Source organism: Labilibaculum sp. K2S, assembly GCF_030372765.1.
Taxonomy (GTDB): Bacteria; Bacteroidota; Bacteroidia; order Bacteroidales; family Marinifilaceae; genus Labilibaculum.
This window is the reverse complement of sequence record NZ_JAUCMW010000015.1, coordinates 74,596-98,634: the sequence shown is the minus strand read 5'-3', so window position 1 is coordinate 98,634 and position 24,039 is coordinate 74,596. Positions and strand designations below refer to the sequence as shown.

The window sequence follows — 24,039 nt, the reverse complement described above, 5'->3', positions numbered from 1 at the left end:
TAATATTTAATACTCTATCGAGTAATTTCTACGCGCTTTGTTGGGTCTTTGTCTGCGTTTCTTTTATCAACAACTGACATCAGTTTTGCAGCCAAATCGGCGAAAGCCATACCCGTAACTGTATCTGTATTAACTGCTGCCGGAGTTCCGTTATCGCCACCCTCTCTAATACTCTGTACTATTGGAATTTGTCCCAATAAATCAATGCCTTTTTCTTCAGCAAGGTTTTTACAACCATCTTTACCAAAAATGTAGTATTTATTCTCAGGTAATTCGGCAGGGGTAAACCAAGCCATATTTTCAACCATTCCCAAAACAGGAACATTCACACCCGCTCCTTCGAACATGCTGATTGCTTTAATTGCATCAGCCAAAGCCACCTCCTGAGGTGTACTAACAATAATAGCACCGGTAACCGGAACTGTCTGCACCAAAGTAAGGTGAATATCACTTGTTCCCGGTGGCAAATCGATTAATACAAAATCCAGCTCGCCCCAGTTTCCTTCTTCAATCATTTGTTTTAATGCATTCGAAGCCATTGGTCCGCGCCAAACGGTTGCCTGAGCAGGATCTACAAAAAAGCCGATCGACAACATTTTCACGCCAAATTTTTCATGAGGCTCAATTCTGTCTTTATCGTCAATCTTAATTAAGCTCGGACGTGCCGCTTCAGAACCGAACATTTTAGGAACTGACGGCCCAAAAATATCAGCATCAATTAACCCTACCTTTGCGCCGGCATTGGCCAAAGCTACGGCCAAATTTGAAGCTACGGTTGATTTTCCTACACCACCTTTACCGGAAGCAATTGCAATGATATTTTTCACGTTTGGAAGAACTCCAGGCTCATCAACAATATGAACCGCTTTCACCTTGATGTTTCCTTTAATTTCAGCGTCTTTATCAACAAATTTCAAAATAGCCGAAACACAAAGTTTTTTTAAGGTAACAATATTTGGATCATCTGATTTTTGGAAAACCAGATCAAAACCAATTTTTTTGCCTTCAATTTTAATGTTACGAACCATATCCAGGGCCATGATATCCTTATCGGAACCTGGAAACTTTACCAATCGCAAAGCATCCGTAACCTGTTTTTGAGTATAACTCATGATATAATAAATTTTAAGTCTTTGAATTATTTAAAGAATACATACAAATGTATGTATTTAGATTCTATTTAAATAGTTATCCCGCCGAGTTCTTTGAATGGATCCCAAAAAACACGATCGAAATTTTGAATTTGATCGTCGATAATTACAATGCCCTCACTTTCCAAAAGTTCCTGCATTACATTTTCTCCTGGAAAGTGATGTTTCCCCGAAAGCATTCCCAATCGGTTCACCACCCGATGTGCGGGCGTGTATTCTTTGTGAGAATGACACTGATTCATAGCCCAACCTACCATTCTCGATCCTCGTGGAGAACCCACAAAACGGGCAATTGCTCCATAACTGGTTGCACGTCCTGCCGGAATTAATCGTACTACATCGTAAATTCGGGAATACAAATCAGACATTAGCTATTCTTTTTTCTCCCTGCCAAAGCTTCGGTACCAATCCAATTCAATTTCTACATCAGGTTCAACAAAATCGGTTTTACCCTCAAGCATAAATTTATGATACTTAATCGGAATTCCCCGATTCAAAAATTGCTGCTCGTAGAAAGTTCTGATGGAGAGAATTTCATCAGCCTTGCCGGAGTTATACAAATTGTCGGTATCAACAAGAACTTTTAGATTGTTCTCCTTGATAACGTATTTAGTGTATTCATACAAAAAGTTACTATCCGTTTTTAAATGAACAATTCCCTCTTTAGAAAGAAGATTACTATACAACTTTAAAAACCGGGTTCCTGTAAGTCTTTTCCCAACTTTTTTCATTTGAGGATCAGGAAAAGTAATCCAAATTTCGGCAATTTCTCCTGCTTCAAAAATAGATTGAAGCAACTCTGCATAGGTTCTGATGAAAGCAACATTACTTAAACCATTATCGAGAGCTTCTTTTGCACCACAATAGATACGGGCTCCCTTTATGTCTATTCCAATAAAATTTTTATTTGGAAATTGTTTTGCCAAACCAACTGTATACTCACCCTTTCCACAACCAACTTCAAGAACTATAGGATTATCATTCTTAAATATATCCTTGTTCCATTTTCCTTTAAATTGATAGTTCGTTTCCCAAACTTCGTTGTGGGTCGGTTGAAAAACATTATCAAAAGACTTCATTTCAGCAAAACGCTGTAATTTATTTTTTCCCACTTTTAAAACCTCTTATATTATCTATTTTCCTTCTCAATACGGATTCCAACATTCACAATTCCCTTCAATTTCCGGTCGTACATGCCCTGAGTAATTTCAAACACATATTTTCCTGATTTTGGAAAAACAACTTTTTGTTTAAATGAAACCTGTAAATCAAAAATATCACCAAATCCGCTTCCATACCAATCACCGGTTTCATCGGCTAACTCAATTTCAACTTTCTCCTCATCAAGCTCATTATCAGGAGATATCACCTTCACAAATACCCACAAATTACTATAGGCATAATCTCCGGAATTGCGCAGATTAATGAAGATATTATTTGCATGAATCGTATCTGTTATTTCTACTTCAAAACGAAGAACATTTTCCTGATTCCATTCGAAATCAGGAATATTCTCATACTGTTCGTACACTCTGTTAGAATCACAGGAAAGTACTACGACTCCCAGTAATAATGTGCAAAGAATCCTCAACATCTTCATGATTCGGACGAATTATTATTTTTTCGTGGTTTACGTCGGAATTTTCGTTTCGCTTTTTTCGCTGCCGGTTTTTCCACCGAATCGAAACGATTCAAACTATCTTGACCAACTACATTTTCGTATTCCAAAGTTTTCTTAGGCTCTGCAACAAATTCTGTTACCAATTTATTAACCTTGATGCCTTTTTTATTCTGTTTGATAATATCCTTAACGGTATCAACCGATAGTTGGACCATATTTATCGTATTGTATTTGTCGTACGAATACCACATTAACCTCTTAAAAATATCTGTCTTCTGATGATAAGCTGTACCATCTTTAGTTTCCAACGGAATATTTGTATTCGGAAAATCTTTTTGAGCATCGATGTAACAATCCAATTCGAAATTCAAACAACATTTAAGCTTGCCACATTGACCGGCTAATTTCTGCGGATTCAATGAAATCTCCTGGTAACGAGCAGCATTTGTAGTTACCGACACAAAATTAGTAATCCAGGTTGAGCAACAAAGTTCTCTTCCGCAAGGACCAATACCTCCAATTCTTCCAGCCTCCTGCCTTGCACCAATCTGACGCATTTCAATCCGAATTTTAAACTGTTCGGCAAGCACCTTAATCAATTGACGAAAATCGACCCGATCGTCGGCGATGTAGTAAAAAATTGCTTTGGTTTTATCGCCCTGATATTCTACATCACCAATCTTCATATTGAGTTTCAGTTCTGCAGACAGCTGGCGGGCCTTAATCATTGTTTTGTGTTCCAGCGCAATGGCCTCATGCCATTTTTCAATATCCACCGGCTTAGCCTTTCGGTATATTTTTTTTGCCTCGTATGTTTTCGGATTCAGTTTCTGCTTTCGCATTTGCTCTACAACCAAATCTCCTGTTAGTGTAACAATTCCTATATCGTGTCCCGGTGATGCTTCCAAAGCAATAACATCGCCTCTTTGTAGTCTTAATTGATTCGAATTTGAGAAGAATCCCTTTCGGGTATTTTTAAATTTTACTTCAACGATATCTGGACATAATACACTCTCAGGAACATCACTCAACCAATCATAAACATCTAGTTTTCCATACAGAAGTCTATCATCCTTTTTATTGGAAGCACAACCTCCGCACTTCCCTTTTGGTTCCTTATTTTCTGTCATATGTATATTGATTATTAGTCGGTAACCGACCGCAAAAATAATGATTTTAATTTATAAACTTTTAAAGATACTAATTCGCCGAATTAATAGCCTCTTATGGCCTTAATAATTTAACCAGCTTCAAACTCAAATCGAGAAAAACAATTTTAGCATTGGCATTTCTTCCTATATCCGAATGTGCTTTTGAAAGCTCATCAGCAAGAATCCATACATTTTCCTCATTAATAAAAGGCGAAAACCGTTGAGAAAAATTCATTTCCTCGCCATTCAGAAATACCATTTCAGGCTTTTTTAAATTCAAAATGAAATTCTCGCGCACCATACGAACACAATAGTTTAAAAAACTCTTTTGACGTTCGCGTCCAATCCCTGCAATTTGCTCCGACCAATCCATTATTTCCATCACCTTACGCGCATAGCTCAATCGCATAATAGCAACAAAATTCTCGAAATTAAAAGCGTTTTCATCTGAATTCTGAATTAATATCCGGGCTTTACGATAACTGCCGCCAGCCAAACGAACCACATTGCTTAACTCGGTTCCCGATAAATTAAATTCGGATGTAAGCGCCTGCGATAAATCTTTGGATTCAATTTTTGGCACATTTACAATCTGTGTTCTGGAAAGTATTGTCTGAAGAATTTTTTCCGGCTCTTCCGAAACCATTAAAAACAATGTTTTCTTTGGCGGTTCTTCAATCATTTTAAGCAATTTGTTGGCACAGGACCGATGCATCTTTTCCGGCAACCAAATCACCATTATTTTGTAATCAGACTCATAAGTCTTCAGATTTAACTTACGGATAATTTCATTACTCTCCGAAGAATAAATTAAGCCCTGAGAATTATCTACCCCCAGAGTTTTGTACCATTCGCCCAAATCAAAATACGGATCACTTTCAATTTGAGATCTCCAGCTGCCAATAAAATTATCACTCACCGGATTTGTAAAACCCTTACCTGTTACTACAGGGAAAACAAAATGTAAATCGGGATGAATTAATTTCTGATATTTTTTGCACGATGAACAAACACCACATGAATCATTCTCCTTTTGATCTAAACAAGACACATATTGCGCAAAAGCAATTGCTAAAGGTAATTTTCCAACTCCGGCCGGCCCAACCAATAGTTGAGCGTGACTAATTCTATTCTCTTTTACTGTTTGTATGAACTGACTCTTTACCGGGTCAAGTCCAATTATATCTTTGAATTGCATGAAATTAATTTCGATTCTGTTACAGGCATCCTAATGTTATCCATCACTTAACATTGATTTCTGAGCGATCACTAAAATGCAAAATTAGCTGCAAAAACTCATTAGGCTACCCAAAGTTAAAAAAATATCCAAGTGCTTTGCTAAAAGTAATCATCTTGCAATTAAGAAGTCTCCAAATCTGACGTTTTAGCTCCTATTATTCAAATTTATTTTTTTATGCAATCGTTTCAAAACCTAGGGCACAGAACATCTAACCCACTGCATTAATTACAGATACAATAGTTTACCCTATCTTTTTTGCACTCATTTGCAGAAAAAGCTACCTTTGGATACACGAAAAAAAACTAAAGACAATTATATCATGCAAAGTATTGACACTTACAATTTTTCAGGTAAAAAGGCTATTATCCGAGTAGATTTCAATGTGCCTTTAAACGAGCAATTCGAAATTACTGACGACACACGAATTCGTGCTGCTCTGCCTACTATCAAAAAAGTATTAGATGGTAATGGTTCTGCTATCTTGATGTCGCATCTTGGTCGTCCAAAAGGTGTAGATGAGAAATTTTCATTGAAGCACATTGTTGCTCACCTTACAAAATCGATTGGTGTTGAAGTAAAATTTGCTGATGATTGTATTGGTGAAAGTGCAAAAACTATGGCTGCTAATTTAAAGCCTGGTGAAGTTCTTTTATTGGAGAATCTTCGTTACTACAAAGAAGAAGAAAAAGGCGATGAAGGATTCGCAAAGAAATTAGCTGATTTAGCTGACCTTTGGATCAACGACGCATTTGGAACTGCACACCGTGCACATGCTTCGACTGCTGTTATCGCTAAATTTTTCCCTGAAGCTAAAATGTTCGGATATGTAATGGAAGGCGAATTATCAAGTGTTGATAAAGTATTGAAAGATACCAAGCATCCGTTAACTGCAATTATGGGAGGTGCTAAAGTTTCTTCAAAAATTGAAATTATCCAGACATTAATGTCAAAAGTTGATCATTTGATTATTGGTGGTGGAATGACTTACACTTTTGTGAAAGCAATGGGTGGAACTATTGGAGACTCATTGGTTGAAGATGATAAATTAGAAATGGCCAGAGAAATTCTTAAAAAAGCAAAAGAGAACAACGTGCAGCTACACCTTGCTTCTGATGCTTTAATTGCTGATGCCTTCTCTAACGACGCTAACACTAAAGTGTGTGATGTAAATGCAATTCCTGATGGATGGATGGGACTGGATGTTGCTGATGCAACGATCGCCAGCTTCTCAAAAGTAATTGAAGAATCAAAAACTATTCTTTGGAATGGACCTGTTGGTGTATTCGAAATGGATACTTTTGCAAAAGGAACCAAAGCAATTGCTGATGCGATTGTAACTGCTACTGAAAAAGGTGCTTTCTCTTTAATCGGAGGTGGTGATTCTGTTGCTGCAATCAACAAATACGGTCTTGCTGACAAAGTAAGTTACGTTTCAACCGGTGGCGGTGCTTTACTAGAATACATCGAAGGAAAAGAATTACCAGGTGTAACAGCTATCAGAGGATAATTAAATCCAAAATACTTCCCTTCGGGAAACCAAACGCAGTTCTGTAACGGAGCTGCGTTTTTTTATACGACAATCCCAAACACAGTAATAATCTGTCTAGTTGTTTCAGGATAAGACACTTTCCAAGACAGAAAGCAACTCTTCCAAGACAATCTGAAAATCTTCCAAGACACCAGCCTGTGCTTCCAAGACAAGCCAAAAATATTTCCAAGACACCAGCCAGTGCTTCCAAGACCCAAAGCAACTCTTCCAAGACAGAAGGAAGTACCTCCAAGACACAAAGTTGTTTGCCCGGAACAAAGGGCAAAACTTCCCAGACATACATTAAGGCCCAATGAGGTGGGAGTTGACAGATAAGCCTTGCAAGGGCACTGTCATCTTTAGGTTTTTCAATTATCTTTGTCAATAAATCAACATTAAGCTATCAGATAAATGAATTGGGAAGAGGAAATATTTGCCATTACAAACGAAAATGATTTTGAAAAAACAGCACTACGGATTTTTCAATATCAGGCAACGAATAATATAGTTTACAAGGAATATCTGAAGCATTTAAAATTCGATATTTCAACGGTTAAAACCCTTACTCAAATTCCCTTTCTTCCCATTGATTTCTTTAAATCGCACAAAGTGGTTTCTACCACTAAAAAGGAGCAAGCCATTTTCACCAGCAGCGGAACAACAGGAAATTTAACCAGCCGCCACTATGTGCCCGATTTAAAAATTTATGAAGCCAGCTTTACCAAAGGATTTGAACAATACTACGGAGCTGTAAGTGATTACTGCATTCTGGCTCTATTGCCATCATATTTGGAGCGGGAAGGCTCTTCTCTTATTTATATGATGGAGAAGTTGATAAAGGACAGCAAACATGAAAAAAGTGGCTTTTACCTGCACAATCATGAAGAATTGATTGCGACCATTTCTGATCTGAAAAAACAGAATCAAAAGATTCTTTTGTTAGGTGTCAGTTTCGCTTTGCTCGATCTGGCTGAAAAATTCCAGCTAGATTTAGATGACGTAATAGTAATGGAAACGGGGGGAATGAAAGGACGCAGAAAAGAAATTACACGAGAGGAATTGCATGCTTTTCTGACCCAACGATTGGGTGTTGGAAAAATTCATTCGGAATATGGAATGACAGAACTTTTATCGCAGGCTTACTCGAAAGGAGACAGTCTGTTTTTTACGCCAAGCTGGATGAAGATATTGATTCGGGATACTTACGATCCTTTTTCTTACGAACAGCAAGGCAGAAGCGGAGGCGTTAATGTTATTGATCTGGCCAACATACACTCTTGTTCCTTTATCGAAACACAGGATTTGGGCCGGATTCATGCAGATGGAAGCTTCGAAATTCTGGGTCGTTTTGACCATTCCGATATCAGAGGCTGCAATTTGCTGGTGAATGAGTAAAAAAGAAAACACCAAATAGAGTTTAATGAATGTAAACCAACTCTATTTGATGCTTATAGATCCCCCTACCAAAAGGAACCTAACATTAGATTTTTAATGCTTATTTATTTAAAGCTACCTGCCAGTTCCAAGCTGAAAGCAAGGTTTCGTCAAGGCTTTTTTCAGATTTCCATCCTAATTCTTTATTTGAAAAAGTAGTGTCTGCATAGATTTGTTCAATATCACCGGCGCGTCGTCCCACAATTTTATGAGGTACTTTTTCTCCTGTAGCCCGTTCGAACGATTCAATAAGTTCCAATACTGAAACTCCTTTTCCTGTTCCAATATTAAAGAATTCATAATTCGCCTTCTGTTTTTCACCGATCAATCTGTTTATTGCTACAACATGAGCTTTAGCCAAATCAACAACATTAATATAATCGCGGATACAAGAACCGTCAGGCGTATTGTAATCATTTCCAAACACACTTAACTCAGAACGCATTCCTGCAACTGTTTGTGTTAAAAACGGAATTAAATTACCAGGAACACCCAAAGGCAATTCGCCAATTTTTGTTGATGGATGAGCCCCGATCGGATTGAAATAACGCAAGGCGATTCCTTTTAATTCCGGATTTGCTTTGGTCGTATCTCTTATGATATCTTCACAAATCGTTTTTGTATTTCCGTAAGGAGATTCTGCCTCTTTACGAGGTGTGGCCTCTGTTACAGGCAATTTATCAGGCTGTCCGTAAACCGTACACGATGAAGAAAAAACCAAATTGGGAACATTAAATTCCTTCATTGCTTCCAAAATATTCATCAATGAATTCAAATTGTTTCTGTAGTACAACAATGGCTTCACAACCGATTCCCCTACCGCTTTTGAGGCTGCAAAATGAATGATTGCATTTATTCCTGTATGTTTCGTGAAGAATTCTGTACACTCTTTTGCACAACTTAAATCTACCTTTTCGAACAATGGACGAATACCGGTAATTGCTTCAATACCATCTAAAACTTCAATTTTAGAATTTGATAAATTATCTGCAATCACTACTTCACATCCACTATTTTGAAGTTCGACTACAGTATGGGAACCAATATATCCGGTTCCCCCTGTTACTAATACTTTATTCACCATAATCTAGATTCTAAAAGAATTATTTCTTTCACCTATATTAGTATACATTCAACTTTATTCAAAAATATCGAATGTACTATTTAGTTTTACTACCAAAAAATTGAATACAAAACAACAAGAACAATGCAGATCGCATAAGATACAATATTGAAAACCTTGCCTGTAGCAAATGTTTTTCTATTAATTTCAATTCCTTTTTCATCATCTGCCCCTTTGTTTTGCATGTAACTAACCAATACAATAACAGCTGCAGATAACAAAGCAGTATATCCCATTTGATCCAGAAAAGGAACATTCGGGAAAATGCCTTCAAAAGAGCTTCCTGCCAACCAGCCTTTTGGACCAATTTTAAAGAACATAGCAATAGGAATTGATGATAAAACACCAATAATAGCACCTTTATTTGTTGTCTTTTTCCAGAACAATCCTAACAAGAAAACAGCTAAAATACCCGGACTAACCACACCGGTATATTCCTGAATAAACTGAAATGCCTGATCTATACCTCCCAATAACGGAGCAACAATTCCAGCGATTAATAAAGCACCTGCAGCAGAAAGACGACCAACATTTACAGTTTCCTTATCGGTAGCATTCGGATTAATATATGGTTTGTAAATATCCATTGTGAAAATAGTTGAAGTAGAATTCAACATAGATGCCAATGAAGATACAATAGCCGCAGCCAACGCAGCAAAAGCTACCCCTTTCAATCCTGACGGAAGAAACTGCAATAACCATGGATATGCTTTATCCGCAGCATCCATTGTTGGAATGTTATCCATCGCTCCCACACCCAAGCGAGCCATAATTGCAGGATCGTTAACCATTACAAAAGCAGCAATACCAGGAATCACAACAATTAAAGGAATGATCAATTTCAGAACACCTGCAAATACAATTCCTTTTTGAGCTTCGCCCAAAGATTTTGCAGCCAAAGTTCTTTGAATAATGTATTGATTAAATCCCCAATAATATAAATTTGCAACCCATAAACCCCCAACAATTACTCCAATTCCAGGAAGATTTACATACTGACTGTTTGCTTTATCCAAAATCATTTGAAAACTATCCGGAGCCGCTTCATAAATGTGTTTAAAGCCCGCAACAACACCTTCACCACCAGATACATTATTTAAGGCCAAATAGGTTGTAATCAAACCTCCCATGATTAAAAATACAACCTGAATAACATCAGTCCATGCCACAGCAGAAAGTCCACCGTAAAGAGAATAACTGGCAGCAAACAAAGCCAAACCAAGAATTCCATATATCATAGGAATCCCCATAATCGTTTCCATAGCCAATGCTCCCAAATAAAGTACAGAAGTTAGGTTTACAAATACGTACAATGCAATCCAAAATACGGCTAGAATGGTTTTCAGATTGGTCGAAAACCGTTTCTCCACAAACTCAGGAATGGTATACAATCCCTTTTCAATAAAAATTGGCAAAAAGTATTTACCTACAATTATTAAAGTTAGAGCAGCCATCCATTCGTAGGAAGCAATAGCCAAACCAATTGCAAAACCAGAACCTGACATTCCAATAAACTGCTCTGCAGAAATGTTTGCAGCAATTAAGGAAGCTCCAATTGCCCACCATGGCAACGATTTACTAGCCAAAAAGTAATCATCGGCATTTTTTTGATGTCCCTCTTTATCGCGGGATACCCATAAGCCTACTCCAACAATTACTAATCCATATAAAATAAAGATGATATAATCCAGAGTTGAAAACGCATTTTCCATATTTAAGGATGTTTATTAGTTTTTGATTTATAATGTACTTTCGAAAGTTCCCGTAATCGCAATGCTGCACCTTCGGCTGTGATATCTCTTTGCGGCGTGCCCAACATTTCGTATCCAACCATAAATTTTTTAACGCTAGCCGAGCGTAATAATGGTGGATAGAAATGCATGTGCAAGTGCCACTCCGGATGCTCTTCACCATCGGTTGGTGCTTGATGCAATCCTGCTGAGTACGCAAAAGAAACCTCAAATAAGTTATCATACATTATTGTCAGTTTCTTATATATATCTGCTAAATCAGTTTTTTCCTCATCGGTTAATTCCAATAAGTTAGAAACTGGTCTTTTACTAATAATCATGGTTTCGAAAGGCCATACTGCCCAAAACGGAACCAGAGCAACAAACGAATCATTTTCAACTAAAATACGTTCTTTCTTCTCCAATTCACTATTCAAATAATCGAACAGCATAGTTCTTCCGTGCTTATCGAAATATTCTTTCTGAGTTTCCGATTCTTTCGAAGTTTCTAAAGGAACCAATGCCGAAGCCCATATTTGACCATGCGGATGCGGATTCGAACATCCCATAATAGCACCCTTATTTTCAAATATCTGAACATAGCCAATGTCCTCTCTGGATCCCAGTTCGTCGTATTCTTTACACCAAAGATCAACCACTTTACGGATATTATCCACTTCCATTTCCGGAACTGTTAAACTATGATCAGGACTAAAACAAAGCACTTTACATACTCCTGATTCGCTCTCCGCTTTAAAAAGTTCACCATCTTCAAATTTCCCTTTCGGAGTATCCTGCAGCAAAGCACTAAAATCGTTCTGAAAAGAGTACACATCCTTGTAATCAGGATTATTTTCGCCTCCAACACGCTCATTACGCGGGCATAGGTAACAATTTGGATCATGAGGCGGACGAACATCTTCCACTACTTTTTCAACCTGTCCCTGCCAAGGCCGTTTCGATCTGTGAGGCGAAACCAATATCCATTCTCCGGTTAAAGGATTGTACCTTCTGTGAGGATTCTCTATATAATCAAACTTATCCATCATTATCAATTATTGATTATGAGTTATGAACTAAAAAGAAAGCTTTTACTCATCTGTTAAAAACAATTCTCTTTAGTTCATAATTCAACACTCATTATTCTACACGTTTGCCTCCATCGCCAATTTCAGCAACATAAAACTCTCCTCTTATTCCCGTTTTTTCGAAATATTCGGCGCCCACTTTTTCAATAAATTCATCAACAAATTCATCTTTTACCAAACTTACTGTTGAACCACCAAAACCACCTCCAGTCATTCGGGAACCAATGGTTCCTTCAATTTTTCGGGCTGCAGTAACCATTGCATCCAACTCATTTCCAGTCACCTCATAATCATCGCGAAGCGAATCGTGCGATTGATTCATTAATTCCCCAAAAGCCAACAAGTTACCCAATTTTAATTCTTCAACTGCTTTTTTAGTACGCTCAATTTCACTAACCACGTGGCGGGCTCTTTTTCGTACAATATCGTTTTCAATACTTGCTGATAAAGAGTTGAATTCTGCCGGACTTAATTCACCCAAGTTGGCAATTAACTTTGAGGGGGTAATTGCATCAACAGCAGCCCGGCATTCATCAACCCGTTCATTGTATTTTCCCGCATCCAAACTATGCGGACTGTTTGTATTTCCGATAATAATTTTAACTCCTGATAGTTTTACAGGTACCAATTCGTACTCAAGACTATCACAGTTCAAATAAATTGCATGATCCTTTTTTCCCATTCCGGAAGCAAATTGATCCATAATTCCGCACATCACACCTGCAAATTCATGCTCTGCTTTCTGACTGTACTTTACGATGGTCAACCGATCCTGACCAAACTGAAATTCCTCATTAACTGCAACACCTGTTACCACTTCCAATGAAGCAGAGGAAGATAAACCTGCACCATTTGGCACATTTCCCCAAATTAAAATGTCGGCACCGGTATTAGGCTTTTGTCCGTTCTTCACAAACTGAGCAATTACACCAATTGCGTAATTTACCCATGTTCCTTTAGGCAAAGGATTGCATAAAGAATCCAAATCAATTTCCTGTACAATCTCCTGATTCAAGGAGCGAAAACGGAAAGACTTTCGTTCAGTTTTACGAATCAAACAATAGGTCCCGAATGATAATGCACATGGAAAAACAAATCCCCCATTATAATCAGTATGTTCTCCAATTAAATTTACCCTGCCCGGCGAAAAATAGACATTACAATCACCGGCTCCATAAAAATTTTCAAACTCTTTTTTCAAATTATCAACACGCATAACTTTTTCTTACTGGTTGGTACTGGTCGGTAAATATAGATGTTTTTAATTAATTCCCAAAAAAATTTTTACTATTTGAAATTTATCTGTTTTAATTTCCCTACAAAGATCCTCTACGAATCAAACGGGATTCATTCTCTATCAAGTCTTTTTTCGATCCCAACACCATTTCTGCCAAGATTTCTCCCATCTCTTTAAAATCAGTACTTATCGTTGTTATTCCATCGGCAACAACTTCTTTTAGCGGTGTGTCATTGTAAGAAATAATCCCAAGCTCTTCTCCTATTTTAAACCGCTTACTATTTGCCTCTTTTACCAAATAGACCAGGTCATTGTCATTGGGAACTATGTACGCCTCTGATTTACTAATTGCATGTCCCTGAATACTTTCAATTACTTTAAATTCCCATTGGCTTGCAAACTCTTTTGCGAATTTCTTAAATCCCTTCATCTGTCCAACCGGTTCTTTTCCCCCAGGAAAAACCCAAAACAACTTCCTGTATTTCTTTAACAAATCAACTCCTGAAGAAAGTGCAGTAAAAACGTCCTTTTCGAAATTCTGATAGACTGCAGGATAATGCTTCTTTAAATTTGCATTGGTTTGATCCAAAATGTACACTTTATCCTGAGGCAACTGTTTTAGTACCGAATAGGCATCTGTAAATTTTGCCGGCATAATAACGTAGGACGTATATTTCCCATTGTTATTCTCAATCAACTCTTTAAATACCCTTTCATTAAAATGATGAAAGTAAATATCAACAGTAGCCAGCCCCTTTAAACTTTCTAAAAATGAATTGTACAAAATCTCCTTAAATACATTAAACTCCTCGAACAACAAGAAAATTTTGTGCTTCAGCTGAGTAATATTGCTCTCCAAATAATATCCTTTTCCCGGTACAGATGAAATAACACCACGAGCCTTTAACTCATTAAAGGCAACCAATACAGTATCTCTGGACAAATTGAATTCCTTACAAATCGCATTAATTGAAGGCAACTGATCGCCAATAGCAACATCCCCATTTTCAATAGATTGATACAAAGAATTTATCAACTGTTTGTACTTAGGAATTCCAGACTCTGCAGATACTGTAAAGATGTTCGATGGCATATTGCATTGATATTTAGATCGTAATTGAAAAAACAAATATAATCATTTTTTCAACTGTTAGGTACTGGTTGGTGATCTGGTCGATTTATTCCATTAAAAGTATCAACCAAAAAAAAAGACAGCCACAAGGACTGTCTTTTTAACCACATACTAAACTGTTTATAAAAATTCTTTAAGTTTATTTTCGAAGAATAAACCAAACATCAGAATTTGCAACACTGGTTAATTTTACTACCATTGGAGCCTCCGGATCATCTATTTCAACAATATACGGAGCATTATCCACTACCAAATCTACCATAACAGAAAGGTGTGTATACCAATTCCAATTGAAACCAGCTGATAGCTTAATTATATCAAGATAATCAGAATGACCTGCAACACCGCCAAAAGCTATGTTATAGTGAGAACGATATGGTCCAGGATATGAATAAAACGACATTCCATAATCACCATAGGTAGCACTAGCCTCACCCATTGCAATAAAACTAGCTAATTGTTCACCCCAAGCCTGATCATTGGCATCATAGGCAGCTTGCCAACCAGCCAACACAGCATCCGAACGATCAGTTTCAGTGCTGATATCTAAATACCAAGTAGCTTGATTCAAATCAATAGGAGGTATAACAATGATAATCTTCATATCTCCTTCGTTGGAAATTAACTGATAAGACGCTTTGTCCAGAGTAAAATCCTGAAAAGTTTGCCCCAAAATCTCCACTGGCTCATAAAATGACAATCCTGTTTCAGTAACAATGTATGGTGCCGTAACCGACTTTACTTCGTCATTCTCAGAATAGCTAAAGGTAAAATTACGATTCATTTCCTGTACTGAAACTTCAGTCCCATCTACATTAGCATCAAAGGATCCCTGCCCAATAAAATCAGTATTTCCTTTCAACTTACTTAAATAAACATCAACAGGCTCATTCATCTTTATCAAATGCATCGTATTTCCCGTCTTAATACCTTTTACAGTCATCACATCCTTTTCGTTCGACATGATTAAAAACTCGTAATCACCCCCTTTTGCAAGGTATTCTCCAGCTGAAGGATTAGCAAAATAATGCATAAGTGGGTTATAAGTATTAAATGTTAACACTGGTCCACCATAAGAAATCACATCGTAAAAAGATATTTCTGGTTTGGTTACATCCGGCATTAATTCAGACCAAACGGTAACACTATCATGCTGATTAAATTTCACCACATAATTATATCCGCCATATTTTTGAGTCTCCTCTGGAAAATATTGAAATAACCATCCTTGATCAGCAGATTTTAAGGCTTCGTTATACTCAGTAATAGCAGTTGTTTTTCGCTGTGCTGCAGATTCATCAAAAAGTAAATCGGTATTATTGTCACATGAAACAACACCCATACTTAATAACAAACCAAACAGTACTATATAAATATTTTTTTTCATAGTTCTTATTCTATAGTTATATTATCAAGATCTTGTTCACCCAACTTCTCAGCCCGAGTTTGAATTGCATTGCGTAAAGCATCAATATCAATGTTCCAAACCTCTTTCAAATAAGATTTTATAATCGCCATCTTCTGCGCTAAAATTGCTTTACCTGTATCACCTGCGGGTTCAATTTTTGCGTCCCAAGATTCTGGTGTATTGGTTATGTAATGAGCGATCAACTCCACAAAATCTTCGTTTGCTTCCTTGCTGGAATAATCACTAATGAAACCTCTGGCTAAAGAAGATTGTCCATCCCAGGCATCATTCCATGAATCTCCAACATAATCTGTTACTGATATTTTATCAAAATCAGTTGTGTAATCTTTGGTTTGATGTAAAATATGAGAAAACTCGTGAAAAATAGTTCGAAAATAATGTGAATACAGAGTCTGAACATCTGTAACATCTAAATCATTAATTAAGTACAGTGTGATTTTCAATCCTCCTTCAGCGGTACCTAGTGTATAAGTTCCATTGTTATGCCAACCAGCAGAACCAACCATCATAAACATTTTAGGAAAATATTTCTTTAAGAATCCTTCAGGTGCAACTTCTTCATAAGCATCTAAACACAAATACTTAATCAAGTTTGCCATTTTAATAGAATTCTCATAAGATGCAGGCACTAAGGCATAATTCATATCCGATTCTATATCCTGCAATTTATATTGAAAACTGATATTATAGGTATCAACAAACGTTTTTTCTAAATATCTGTCAAAATCATTTTTTTCAGCAGCTTCAACGCTAATCACACTTTCATCTGGATTTGGTTCATCATCTTCGGAACAAGCACTCAAAACGAATACCATAACCATAACGAACAACCAATATTTTATTTTGTTCATAATATTTATTTTAAGAATTATTATTTATCGTGGATTTGAAACCAAACCTGCATCAATCACATCTTGAGGCAACTGAATAGCTCTACGTAAATCATCCACTTTCAACACATCCAACACAATGGCTGTAGTACCATCAGACTGAATTTGCTGACGATTTATTTCAATGCCATAACGTTTAATATCGAACCAACGCAAACCTTCATGTAAGGTTAAAATTCTACGACACTGAAGTACATAGTGAATTAAATTCTCTTGTACACCAGCAGCTAACGTAAACTTGGGATTTAACACTTTTTTTTGTGTGGGAACATCAGCTGTTGAATAAGGCAAATTTGAATAAAACGTATTCACAGCTTCCAATGTTGTCTCCTTATCTACAAAGAAATTCTTACTCCATGTATTTAGGTCAGTCATAGCCAAATCATTTTCTCCCAGCATTACTTCAGCTTCTGCCCGAACCAATAAAGTTTCATCCGTTGTAAACGGTACTACAACAGTTCTTCGATAACCTATTCCAGCTACAGGATCAGTATATTCAAACAGATAAGGGATTTTCATGAATAGAGTTTTATCCAAATTGTTGCCTGAGTATACAAAAGGCCTTAAATGATAGGCGGAACTAGCCACTCCACCCCAAGGAGCAGGCGCAAATAAGGTTTCCTCATCTGCAATTTTTCTTGAGTGATTAAAACGAGATCCTGTATAATATGCTCCAAAATACAATCCCAAATTGGATCCATCAGTTTGAACTAACAGATTAGCCGAATTATTAATATATGCATTTGTAACAGGACCTGGTGAGCGTGGCAGGGCGCCTAAGTCATCCCAACTTCTTAACAGTGTAGCAGGATTTACAGTTAACACAGTACTTGCATAATCTTTTGCTTTTTGCCATTGTTCGTAATACAAATTAAAACGAGCAGCAAAAGCATAAGCAGCCTTTTTTGTAAAATGATATGCGGGAACTTCATACATATCATCACTAATTAAAGGCAATGCAGCTTCAATATCAGCATTAATTTTTTCATAAACTTCTTTTACAGTACCCCTCTCATACTTTGGATTAAGAGTTGTTTCTGATTTTTCCATATAAGGAATTCCCAAATCAGTAGCGCTCGACTGTGAATTGTAATGTTTACAAAACACATTAACCAAAACAAAATGAGCATAAGCTCTTGTTATTAAGGCTTCACCTTTTTCTGGCAACAAATTCTCACTACCAAGTTTTTCAATAGCTGCCAAGGCTTCATTCGAGTTAGCTATTGCGCCATACGAAGCTTCCCATGCACTTTTAGGATCATCGTTATCTGTTTCTGTTACAGATTCCCAATTAGCCAATTGCTCATAAAAACGAGTCGTATTTGGATTAGAACTTCCCATGTCAATAATATTATCCGAAGATAACTCTGTAACCAATGTAGGACTCCCTTCCGAATAGGCTGAAACCAACAATTTTCTAATTTTGATCTGGCTATCTACCTCTGCTCTGTTGTCTGGGGTTTCGTCAAGATAACTATCACACGAAATGGCAAACAAAGAAAGCAGGACAATATATAATATATTTATTTTCTTCATGTTAATAACTTTTTTGCTTTTATAAACCTAAATTTAAAGTAAAAGTAAACTGCTTTGGTATTGGTGTTGCCACCCCTCCTGAATTAAAGAATTCTGGATCCTGACCATTCAATTTATCATCAGAATACAATAAAAACAAATTGGTTGCCTGTATTTTAACAGATAAAGTATTCACTCCCATCTTGGTAGCTAAAGTTTTTGGAAATGCATATCCAATTGATATCTCTTTCATTCTTACAAAATCACCTTTAGCAATTCGAGCCGAAGAATAGTTGTAAGCATTATATGCTATAGCCAAGTCAGATCTACCAATATTATCTTCTTGTCTACTTGTGGCAAGAGCAGGAATATTTGTATATTTTTCATCACCCGGTTTTACCCAACGATTTTTAAATTCACGAGGAAGAGCAATCAGATCTGAATACGAATTACTAAAGACAGGATCTAAACGAACCACATTTCCAAATGAATAGGTCATGAAAACATTTAAAGAAATACCTTTATAAGTAAATATATTACTTAAACTACCAATATCCGTAGGGTCTGCAGAACCAGAGTACTCTAAGAAATCAAGATTCTCTCTTTCCTGAAAATAGACATCGCTAACAGTAATATCTCCATTTTGATCTAAGAATGTTGGTAATCCCTGATCATTAAGACCTTTAAATGGAATTGAAAAAATAGAGCGAACCGCATAACCTTCACGGGCAAATCCATTTCCTTTAACCATATCAATAACCTTCGATTGAGTTGTCAAATCTGTAATCTTATTTATGGCTTTTGAGTAAACAAAGTTAGTTATCCATGAAAAATCTTTAGTATTTATGTTCTTTGAAGAAACAGAAAACTCAAAACCATGCGAATTCATAGTAGCAACATTACCAAATTTTTCAACTTCACCTCCAAGACCTTGAGTATTTACAATACCAATCAAATCGTAGTTATTTCTGGTATACCAATCTACTGTCGTGTTAATACGGTTATTCAGAAACCCAACCTCTGCACCAACGTTAAATTCATGCTTTTTCTCGTAAGTTAGTTCACTATTTTCCAAAGATTTAATATATAATGCACTTTCTTTAACTCCAGCAGTTGGTCTCCAAGGGGTCTTACTTCTGATATCGATTAAAGAATTTGTTACATTAGTAGGTCCTCTGTCAGCAGTTAAACTATATGATGCCTTCAATGTAAAATTCGAAAGAACAGGTTTTAATTGTTCAAAAAATACCTCCTCATGAGCATTCCATGCTCCAGATATATTCCATGTTGGTAACCAACGGGCACTATTTGATTTTCCTAATTTGTTAGATCCTTCGTAACGCAGGGTACCGTTAAGTGTATATTTTCCTTTGTACGAATAAGTAGCATTCCCAAAGAAAGCTAAATTACGGTATCTTGTATTTTCCATACCGTAGTACAGGTTGTTGTTTTCAATTCCTTTTTTAAACAACAGATAGTCATAAAAAGGAATCTCACCCATAGAGTATTGCATTCCCCAACCTGTATTATTTGTTCTTTTACGGTCAGCAGAATTGATCTCCATTCCTCCATACAGATTCAAGATATGAACATCATTGTATACATCTTTGTAAGAAGCAGTAGTCCTAAAGTCATAACCAATCATATTATAATCGGTACGTTTATAAATACCTCCTTGTGGTAAAATGCTTACTGGCAACGCATATGGATCATCAGGATCAGTATATAGGAAAGAGTTTTTATCCCGAATGGTTGAATTTGGCATAGCCCTATACGCTTCTGCTTGATTCGAAAACTCGGTAATATTGTGTTCTTGTGAAGTTGACGAATACTTGATAGCACCTAATGCACTCAAAGCAACTTTAGACGTTACCTTCCAATTCAACTCAGTTTGAAATTTTACATCAGCGACGTTCAAATCTACATAGTTCTCATTTAATTCCTTTTTGATGCTAAATGGTGCATAGTTGCGAGTGTAAAAAGCATCTGGATCAAGGGTTCGAGATGAGTTTAAAGCAAAAGAATATGGATTAATATCAAAATCCCTTTTTACTTTACCTGTAACTTCATCAGTCTCTTGCCCCAAAGTTCCCGGTGCTTTTTGCTTACGATATGACGCACTACTAATAGTATTAATTGACAAATTATCCAAAATCTTATAATTCGATTTAAAATTTGCAGTATAGCGATTTACCTTACTCGATTGAGTCCATCCCGGATCAACCAATGCACTAATGGAAGCATAATAAGTCGATTTTTCGGTCCCTGATGACATACTCACCGAATGACTTTGCATAATATTGGTATTGAACAATTCCTTAAACCAATCTGTATTTCTATATTCTGCCTTACGAAGAAAGGCTGCTTTTGCCTCATTAGTATTGGCCAATAAAAAATTTCCAGAAGCATCAGTTTGATTAAGCATTTGATACATTCTTCCGTAAACTCCACTCTCGTTAGCATTGGCTACATCTGCATAATTCAACCAACCACCTTCGCGCATCTCCTCATAAACGGACATCTGCTCCTGCGAGTTCATGATATTAAAATCATTATACGATGGAGTTAATCGATAAGTATATTCTCCTGTATAATTTATTCTACTAACTCCAGCCTTACCTTTCTTAGTGGTAATTACAATTACCCCAGCCATAGCTCTGGCACCATAAATTGAAGTTGCTGAACCATCTTTCAACACTTCAAAACTTTCAATATCATTTGCATTTAATCCTGCAACAGCTGAACTAATCAATGTATTTACATCTCCCGAAGAAAGAGCGTCGGAACTCAGTTCAACAACATCTTCCAGAATAACACCATCAACTACCCATAAAGGTTTTGAACTACCATAAATAGAGGTAGCACCACGTACACGAATTTTCGGTGCTGCACCAAATGTACCCGATACATTTTGTACAGATACGCCTGCCGCTCTACCTTCCAATCCTCTACTTACATCAGCTAAACCAGCCAATTTTATCTCGTCACCCTTTAATTTCTCACTTGCTCCTGTGAACAAACGCTTATCAAATACGGCCATACCAGTCACAACAACCTCATCAATTTGTTCTGAACCGGCAGTAAGAACAACATCTATTACTTTTTGATTCGTAACAGTGATTTCCTGAGTGTCCATACCAATAAATGAGAAAACCAAAATGGCCTCTGATGCATCCGGCAATTGAATGTTGTATTTTCCGTCAATATCTGTGGTAGTTCCAATACTTGTACCTTTAATAAAAACAGAAACACCTGGTACCCCGACACCTGTATTATCAGTTACAACACCGCCAACCTTTTTTTCCTCCACAACAGGTTTTGCTTCCTTTGCAGGAGTTACAGGTTTAGCTTCCGGCTTAATAATAATTACCTCGTCTCTAATTTCGTACGTAAGTCCGGTATCTTTTAAACAATCCGTTAATATGGTTTGAACGCTTTTGGGTGAAGCGCTTATAGTAACGTTATTCACTTCTTTAATGTCATCAACATTGTAAAGAAATGTGTAATTGGTTTTCTCCTTAACTTTTGCGAAAACCTCAATTAAAGAACCTCCTGTCATTTCCAACTCCAGAATTTCGCCCTGAAGGTTTGCTAATGTCTGAAAACTAAAGACATTAACTACCAGAAACAAAAGCAAGAGTCTTTTTGCAAGAAATGGTTTTCTTTTCTGCATAAAAGACTTTTCCCGATTTTTTTTCATAATTTTGAATGTGATTTGGTTAGTACTACATTTCTCCTCAAAAAGAAATGTTTATTGACTTTGCCGGGGTTTGTGGCTGCAAACTCCGGCTTTTTTATTTGCGATTTTCTTCGATCATAACACTACGACCTTTTATTGTGAATTTTACTTTTTCAGTTACTTCTATCATATCAAGAATGCTGTTAATATTATCATAGCGGGCAACATCTCCTGTGTATTTTAATTGTTTTATGGAATTGGTCAAGAAAAACACATCAACATCATACCATCTTGACAATCTAATCATTATATCCTCCAAATTTTTGTTTTCGAAAACAAAACGTCCGTCTTTCCAAGCCGTATATAATCTTGTGTCAACAATCTTTTTTGAAGTTTTACCATTCAATTTATTAAAACACAATTGATCATTCGGTAATAATTTCTGACTAGTACCACGAAAATCATCGTTAACCTCAACCTTGCCTTCAACCAAAGTCGTGAAAATCTCATCCTGATCGTTATATGCATTTACATTAAAGGACGTTCCTAAAACTTTAACCTCAGCAGTAGTTACATCAACAATAAATGGATGTTCCTTATCTTTTGCCACCTGAAAAAAGGCTTCCCCTTCCAATTGTACTTTTCTCACTCCCGTTCCAAACTGAGAAGGATATCTCAATTTAGAATTTGAATTCAACCAAATCTTAGTTCCATCAGCAAGTGTCAGCTTGTATTCACCGCCTTTGGGAATAATAATGGTATTGTATGTCAGCTGTTCCTCACTTACATTTTTTGCAACCTTACTATAAACCAACTCTTTAGAATTATTAGATATCTGCATACCTTTTTCTTCCAGATTAACTTTCTCGCTCAACTGATATTTCTCACCACCGCTTAATACCAGCAGGGCTTGATTTTTACCAGGCAAAATAGCAATGGGCTCATCGTGAACAGGATTGTTGCTAATAGTATACAAAAAGCCTCCAACACCTACGGCAACAATCAGCATTACAGCAATTTTCATTACCTGTTGCTTTAATTGAATTCGCCTGTCTCTTCGTACTTTAGTTTGTATTTGCCTCCAAACATCTTCTTTATTTGCACTTTCAAGTTTTACTTCTTTCTTGAAGTACAGTTTCTCCGGGTTTTGAGCAAGTTTATGAAAAAGCACAAGATTTTCCTCTCTCGCGTATTTCCATTCCTCCAAAAACTGCTCTTCTTCTGCGTTCAGCTTCCCCTCAAGCCTCTTCACAATTAAATCTGCAATTTTAAAACCAGATGGTAAATTAGTCATATTACAATTTTCTGTGTGCGATTAACATTTATTATAACAGGTGACATGAAAAAAAGGGTGACAAAAGTTTTAACTTTTACCACCCTTTTTAATATTTCGCTTCTACTCAATTCTAAATGAAGTATAGAATCGAGAACAAATTCTTTAAATTCTCTTTTAAAAATTTACTTGCTCTTTGCTTTTGCGTCTTAACAGTATTGATAGATATATCCAAATCTTCAGCTATTTCAGCATTTTTTAATCCCTTTAGGCTTAATAAGTAAATTAATCTGGCTGATTCAGGCAATTTATGAACTGTTTCCTTAATAATTCGACTCACTTCTTCTTCAATCACATTATGAAGAAAGTAATCCTCATCACAGATATTTTTATCGGATTGCCCCTCGTAAGATTTACGGACTTTTTGATGTTCAATTTGATTTAAGCATGAATTACGAACTGTTTTGTACAAAAATGCGCGCATTGCCCCTTCATGATAAAAAGATGATCTTTTTTCCCAAATTTTAATAAAACTTTCCTGAATTATATCTTCAACAACATCTTGTGCCGAAACATATTTATTACCAAACAGAAACAGCGCATCAAAATACTTGTCGTACAAGATTTTAAATGAGTCCTGATTACCATTCCTAAATAACTTTAGGAAAGTTTGATCAAAGGTTTTCATAATTGGTAGTGGTTAATAATATTAAAACAGGTCTAACAATATTATAAATTATTTTCAGAATAATGCTAATTATCAACCAAGTATTTTCCTTAAACGATCTAAAATTTACTTTTTAATGCACAAAATAAAA

19 protein-coding genes are annotated in these 24,039 nt (G+C 36.4%); 2 read left to right on the top strand and 17 right to left on the bottom strand.

The window, feature by feature from the left end; translation table 11 throughout:
• Positions 1-14: 14 nt before the first annotated feature.
• The 6 genes from QUH73_RS15560 to QUH73_RS15535 all read right to left on the bottom strand — a co-directional run bounded on the left by QUH73_RS15560 (position 15) and on the right by QUH73_RS15535 (position 5,121).
• Entirely contained in the window at positions 15-1,112 is a 1,098-nt protein-coding gene (locus QUH73_RS15560) for an Mrp/NBP35 family ATP-binding protein (protein WP_289531366.1), read from the bottom strand.
• A gap of 68 nt (positions 1,113-1,180) precedes the next feature.
• Complete coding sequence (locus QUH73_RS15555) at positions 1,181-1,519, bottom strand: MGMT family protein (protein WP_289531365.1); 339 nt, start codon at positions 1,517-1,519, stop codon at positions 1,181-1,183.
• A gap of 3 nt (positions 1,520-1,522) precedes the next feature.
• Positions 1,523-2,263: a tRNA (guanosine(46)-N7)-methyltransferase TrmB gene (trmB, locus tag QUH73_RS15550; RefSeq protein WP_289531364.1), complete on the bottom strand. Its 741-nt coding sequence runs from the start codon at positions 2,261-2,263 to the stop codon at positions 1,523-1,525.
• A gap of 17 nt (positions 2,264-2,280) precedes the next feature.
• Positions 2,281-2,751 (bottom strand): gliding motility lipoprotein GldH, encoded by a 471-nt coding sequence (locus QUH73_RS15545; RefSeq protein ID WP_289531363.1) that lies wholly within the window; start codon positions 2,749-2,751, stop codon positions 2,281-2,283.
• Positions 2,748-3,902, bottom strand: a complete 1,155-nt coding sequence (locus QUH73_RS15540; RefSeq protein ID WP_289531362.1) for a PSP1 domain-containing protein — start codon at positions 3,900-3,902, stop codon at positions 2,748-2,750. The genes QUH73_RS15545 and QUH73_RS15540 overlap by 4 nt, the downstream gene beginning before the upstream one ends.
• 94 nt (positions 3,903-3,996) lie before the next feature.
• Entirely contained in the window at positions 3,997-5,121 is a 1,125-nt protein-coding gene (locus tag QUH73_RS15535; protein WP_289531361.1) for a DNA polymerase III subunit, read from the bottom strand.
• Positions 5,122-5,446: 325 nt separating this feature from the next.
• Here QUH73_RS15535 and QUH73_RS15530 point away from each other — a divergent pair, with 325 nt between their 5' ends.
• Positions 5,447-6,670: a phosphoglycerate kinase gene (locus tag QUH73_RS15530; RefSeq protein ID WP_289531360.1), complete on the top strand. Its 1,224-nt coding sequence runs from the start codon at positions 5,447-5,449 to the stop codon at positions 6,668-6,670.
• 432 nt (positions 6,671-7,102) lie between these two features.
• Complete coding sequence (locus QUH73_RS15525) at positions 7,103-8,086, top strand: LuxE/PaaK family acyltransferase (RefSeq protein ID WP_289531359.1); 984 nt, start codon at positions 7,103-7,105, stop codon at positions 8,084-8,086.
• A 100-nt stretch (positions 8,087-8,186) separates the two neighbouring features.
• Here the strand turns inward: QUH73_RS15525 and galE are convergent, their stop codons facing one another.
• The 11 genes from galE to QUH73_RS15470 form a co-directional block, all read right to left on the bottom strand.
• On the bottom strand, positions 8,187-9,209 hold the full coding sequence (galE, locus tag QUH73_RS15520; protein ID WP_289531358.1) for a UDP-glucose 4-epimerase GalE: 1,023 nt from the start codon (positions 9,207-9,209) through the stop codon (positions 8,187-8,189).
• Positions 9,210-9,298: 89 nt separating this feature from the next.
• Positions 9,299-10,960, bottom strand: a complete 1,662-nt coding sequence (locus QUH73_RS15515) for a sodium/sugar symporter (RefSeq protein ID WP_289531357.1) — start codon at positions 10,958-10,960, stop codon at positions 9,299-9,301.
• A gap of 2 nt (positions 10,961-10,962) precedes the next feature.
• A complete protein-coding gene (locus QUH73_RS15510; RefSeq protein WP_289531356.1) occupies positions 10,963-12,024 on the bottom strand; it encodes a UDP-glucose--hexose-1-phosphate uridylyltransferase in 1,062 nt (353 codons plus the stop codon).
• Positions 12,025-12,118: 94 nt separating this feature from the next.
• On the bottom strand, positions 12,119-13,282 hold the full coding sequence (locus tag QUH73_RS15505) for a galactokinase (RefSeq protein WP_289531355.1): 1,164 nt from the start codon (positions 13,280-13,282) through the stop codon (positions 12,119-12,121).
• A gap of 100 nt (positions 13,283-13,382) precedes the next feature.
• Positions 13,383-14,396, bottom strand: a complete 1,014-nt coding sequence (locus QUH73_RS15500) for a GntR family transcriptional regulator (protein ID WP_289531354.1) — start codon at positions 14,394-14,396, stop codon at positions 13,383-13,385.
• A gap of 178 nt (positions 14,397-14,574) precedes the next feature.
• Positions 14,575-15,822, bottom strand: a complete 1,248-nt coding sequence (locus tag QUH73_RS15495; protein ID WP_289531353.1) for a DUF4302 domain-containing protein — start codon at positions 15,820-15,822, stop codon at positions 14,575-14,577.
• A 5-nt stretch (positions 15,823-15,827) separates the two neighbouring features.
• On the bottom strand, positions 15,828-16,715 hold the full coding sequence (locus tag QUH73_RS15490; protein ID WP_289531352.1) for a zinc-binding metallopeptidase: 888 nt from the start codon (positions 16,713-16,715) through the stop codon (positions 15,828-15,830).
• A gap of 24 nt (positions 16,716-16,739) precedes the next feature.
• Positions 16,740-18,290, bottom strand: coding sequence for a RagB/SusD family nutrient uptake outer membrane protein (locus tag QUH73_RS15485; protein ID WP_289531351.1), 1,551 nt, complete (start codon positions 18,288-18,290; stop codon positions 16,740-16,742).
• Between the two features lie 19 nt (positions 18,291-18,309).
• Positions 18,310-21,969, bottom strand: coding sequence for a SusC/RagA family TonB-linked outer membrane protein (locus tag QUH73_RS15480; RefSeq protein WP_289531350.1), 3,660 nt, complete (start codon positions 21,967-21,969; stop codon positions 18,310-18,312).
• Between the two features lie 94 nt (positions 21,970-22,063).
• On the bottom strand, positions 22,064-23,242 hold the full coding sequence (locus QUH73_RS15475; RefSeq protein ID WP_289531349.1) for a FecR family protein: 1,179 nt from the start codon (positions 23,240-23,242) through the stop codon (positions 22,064-22,066).
• Positions 23,243-23,354: 112 nt separating this feature from the next.
• A complete protein-coding gene (locus tag QUH73_RS15470; RefSeq protein ID WP_289531348.1) occupies positions 23,355-23,909 on the bottom strand; it encodes an RNA polymerase sigma-70 factor in 555 nt (184 codons plus the stop codon).
• Positions 23,910-24,039: the final 130 nt, after the last annotated feature.

Coding starts and splice junctions, on each gene's coding strand:
- QUH73_RS15560 (WP_289531366.1), bottom strand. CDS start 1,112: ATGAGTTATACTCAAAAACAGGTTACGGATGCTTTGCGATTGGTAAAG.
- QUH73_RS15555 (WP_289531365.1), bottom strand. CDS start 1,519: ATGTCTGATTTGTATTCCCGAATTTACGATGTAGTACGATTAATTCCG.
- QUH73_RS15545 (WP_289531363.1), bottom strand. CDS start 2,751: ATGAAGATGTTGAGGATTCTTTGCACATTATTACTGGGAGTCGTAGTA.
- QUH73_RS15540 (WP_289531362.1), bottom strand. CDS start 3,902: ATGACAGAAAATAAGGAACCAAAAGGGAAGTGCGGAGGTTGTGCTTCC.
- QUH73_RS15535 (WP_289531361.1), bottom strand. CDS start 5,121: ATGCAATTCAAAGATATAATTGGACTTGACCCGGTAAAGAGTCAGTTC.
- QUH73_RS15525 (WP_289531359.1), top strand. CDS start 7,103: ATGAATTGGGAAGAGGAAATATTTGCCATTACAAACGAAAATGATTTT.
- galE (WP_289531358.1), bottom strand. CDS start 9,209: ATGGTGAATAAAGTATTAGTAACAGGGGGAACCGGATATATTGGTTCC.
- QUH73_RS15515 (WP_289531357.1), bottom strand. CDS start 10,960: ATGGAAAATGCGTTTTCAACTCTGGATTATATCATCTTTATTTTATAT.
- QUH73_RS15510 (WP_289531356.1), bottom strand. CDS start 12,024: ATGGATAAGTTTGATTATATAGAGAATCCTCACAGAAGGTACAATCCT.
- QUH73_RS15505 (WP_289531355.1), bottom strand. CDS start 13,282: ATGCGTGTTGATAATTTGAAAAAAGAGTTTGAAAATTTTTATGGAGCC.
- QUH73_RS15500 (WP_289531354.1), bottom strand. CDS start 14,396: ATGCCATCGAACATCTTTACAGTATCTGCAGAGTCTGGAATTCCTAAG.
- QUH73_RS15495 (WP_289531353.1), bottom strand. CDS start 15,822: ATGAAAAAAAATATTTATATAGTACTGTTTGGTTTGTTATTAAGTATG.
- QUH73_RS15490 (WP_289531352.1), bottom strand. CDS start 16,715: ATGAACAAAATAAAATATTGGTTGTTCGTTATGGTTATGGTATTCGTT.
- QUH73_RS15485 (WP_289531351.1), bottom strand. CDS start 18,290: ATGAAGAAAATAAATATATTATATATTGTCCTGCTTTCTTTGTTTGCC.
- QUH73_RS15480 (WP_289531350.1), bottom strand. CDS start 21,969: ATGAAAAAAAATCGGGAAAAGTCTTTTATGCAGAAAAGAAAACCATTT.
- QUH73_RS15475 (WP_289531349.1), bottom strand. CDS start 23,242: ATGACTAATTTACCATCTGGTTTTAAAATTGCAGATTTAATTGTGAAG.
- QUH73_RS15470 (WP_289531348.1), bottom strand. CDS start 23,909: ATGAAAACCTTTGATCAAACTTTCCTAAAGTTATTTAGGAATGGTAAT.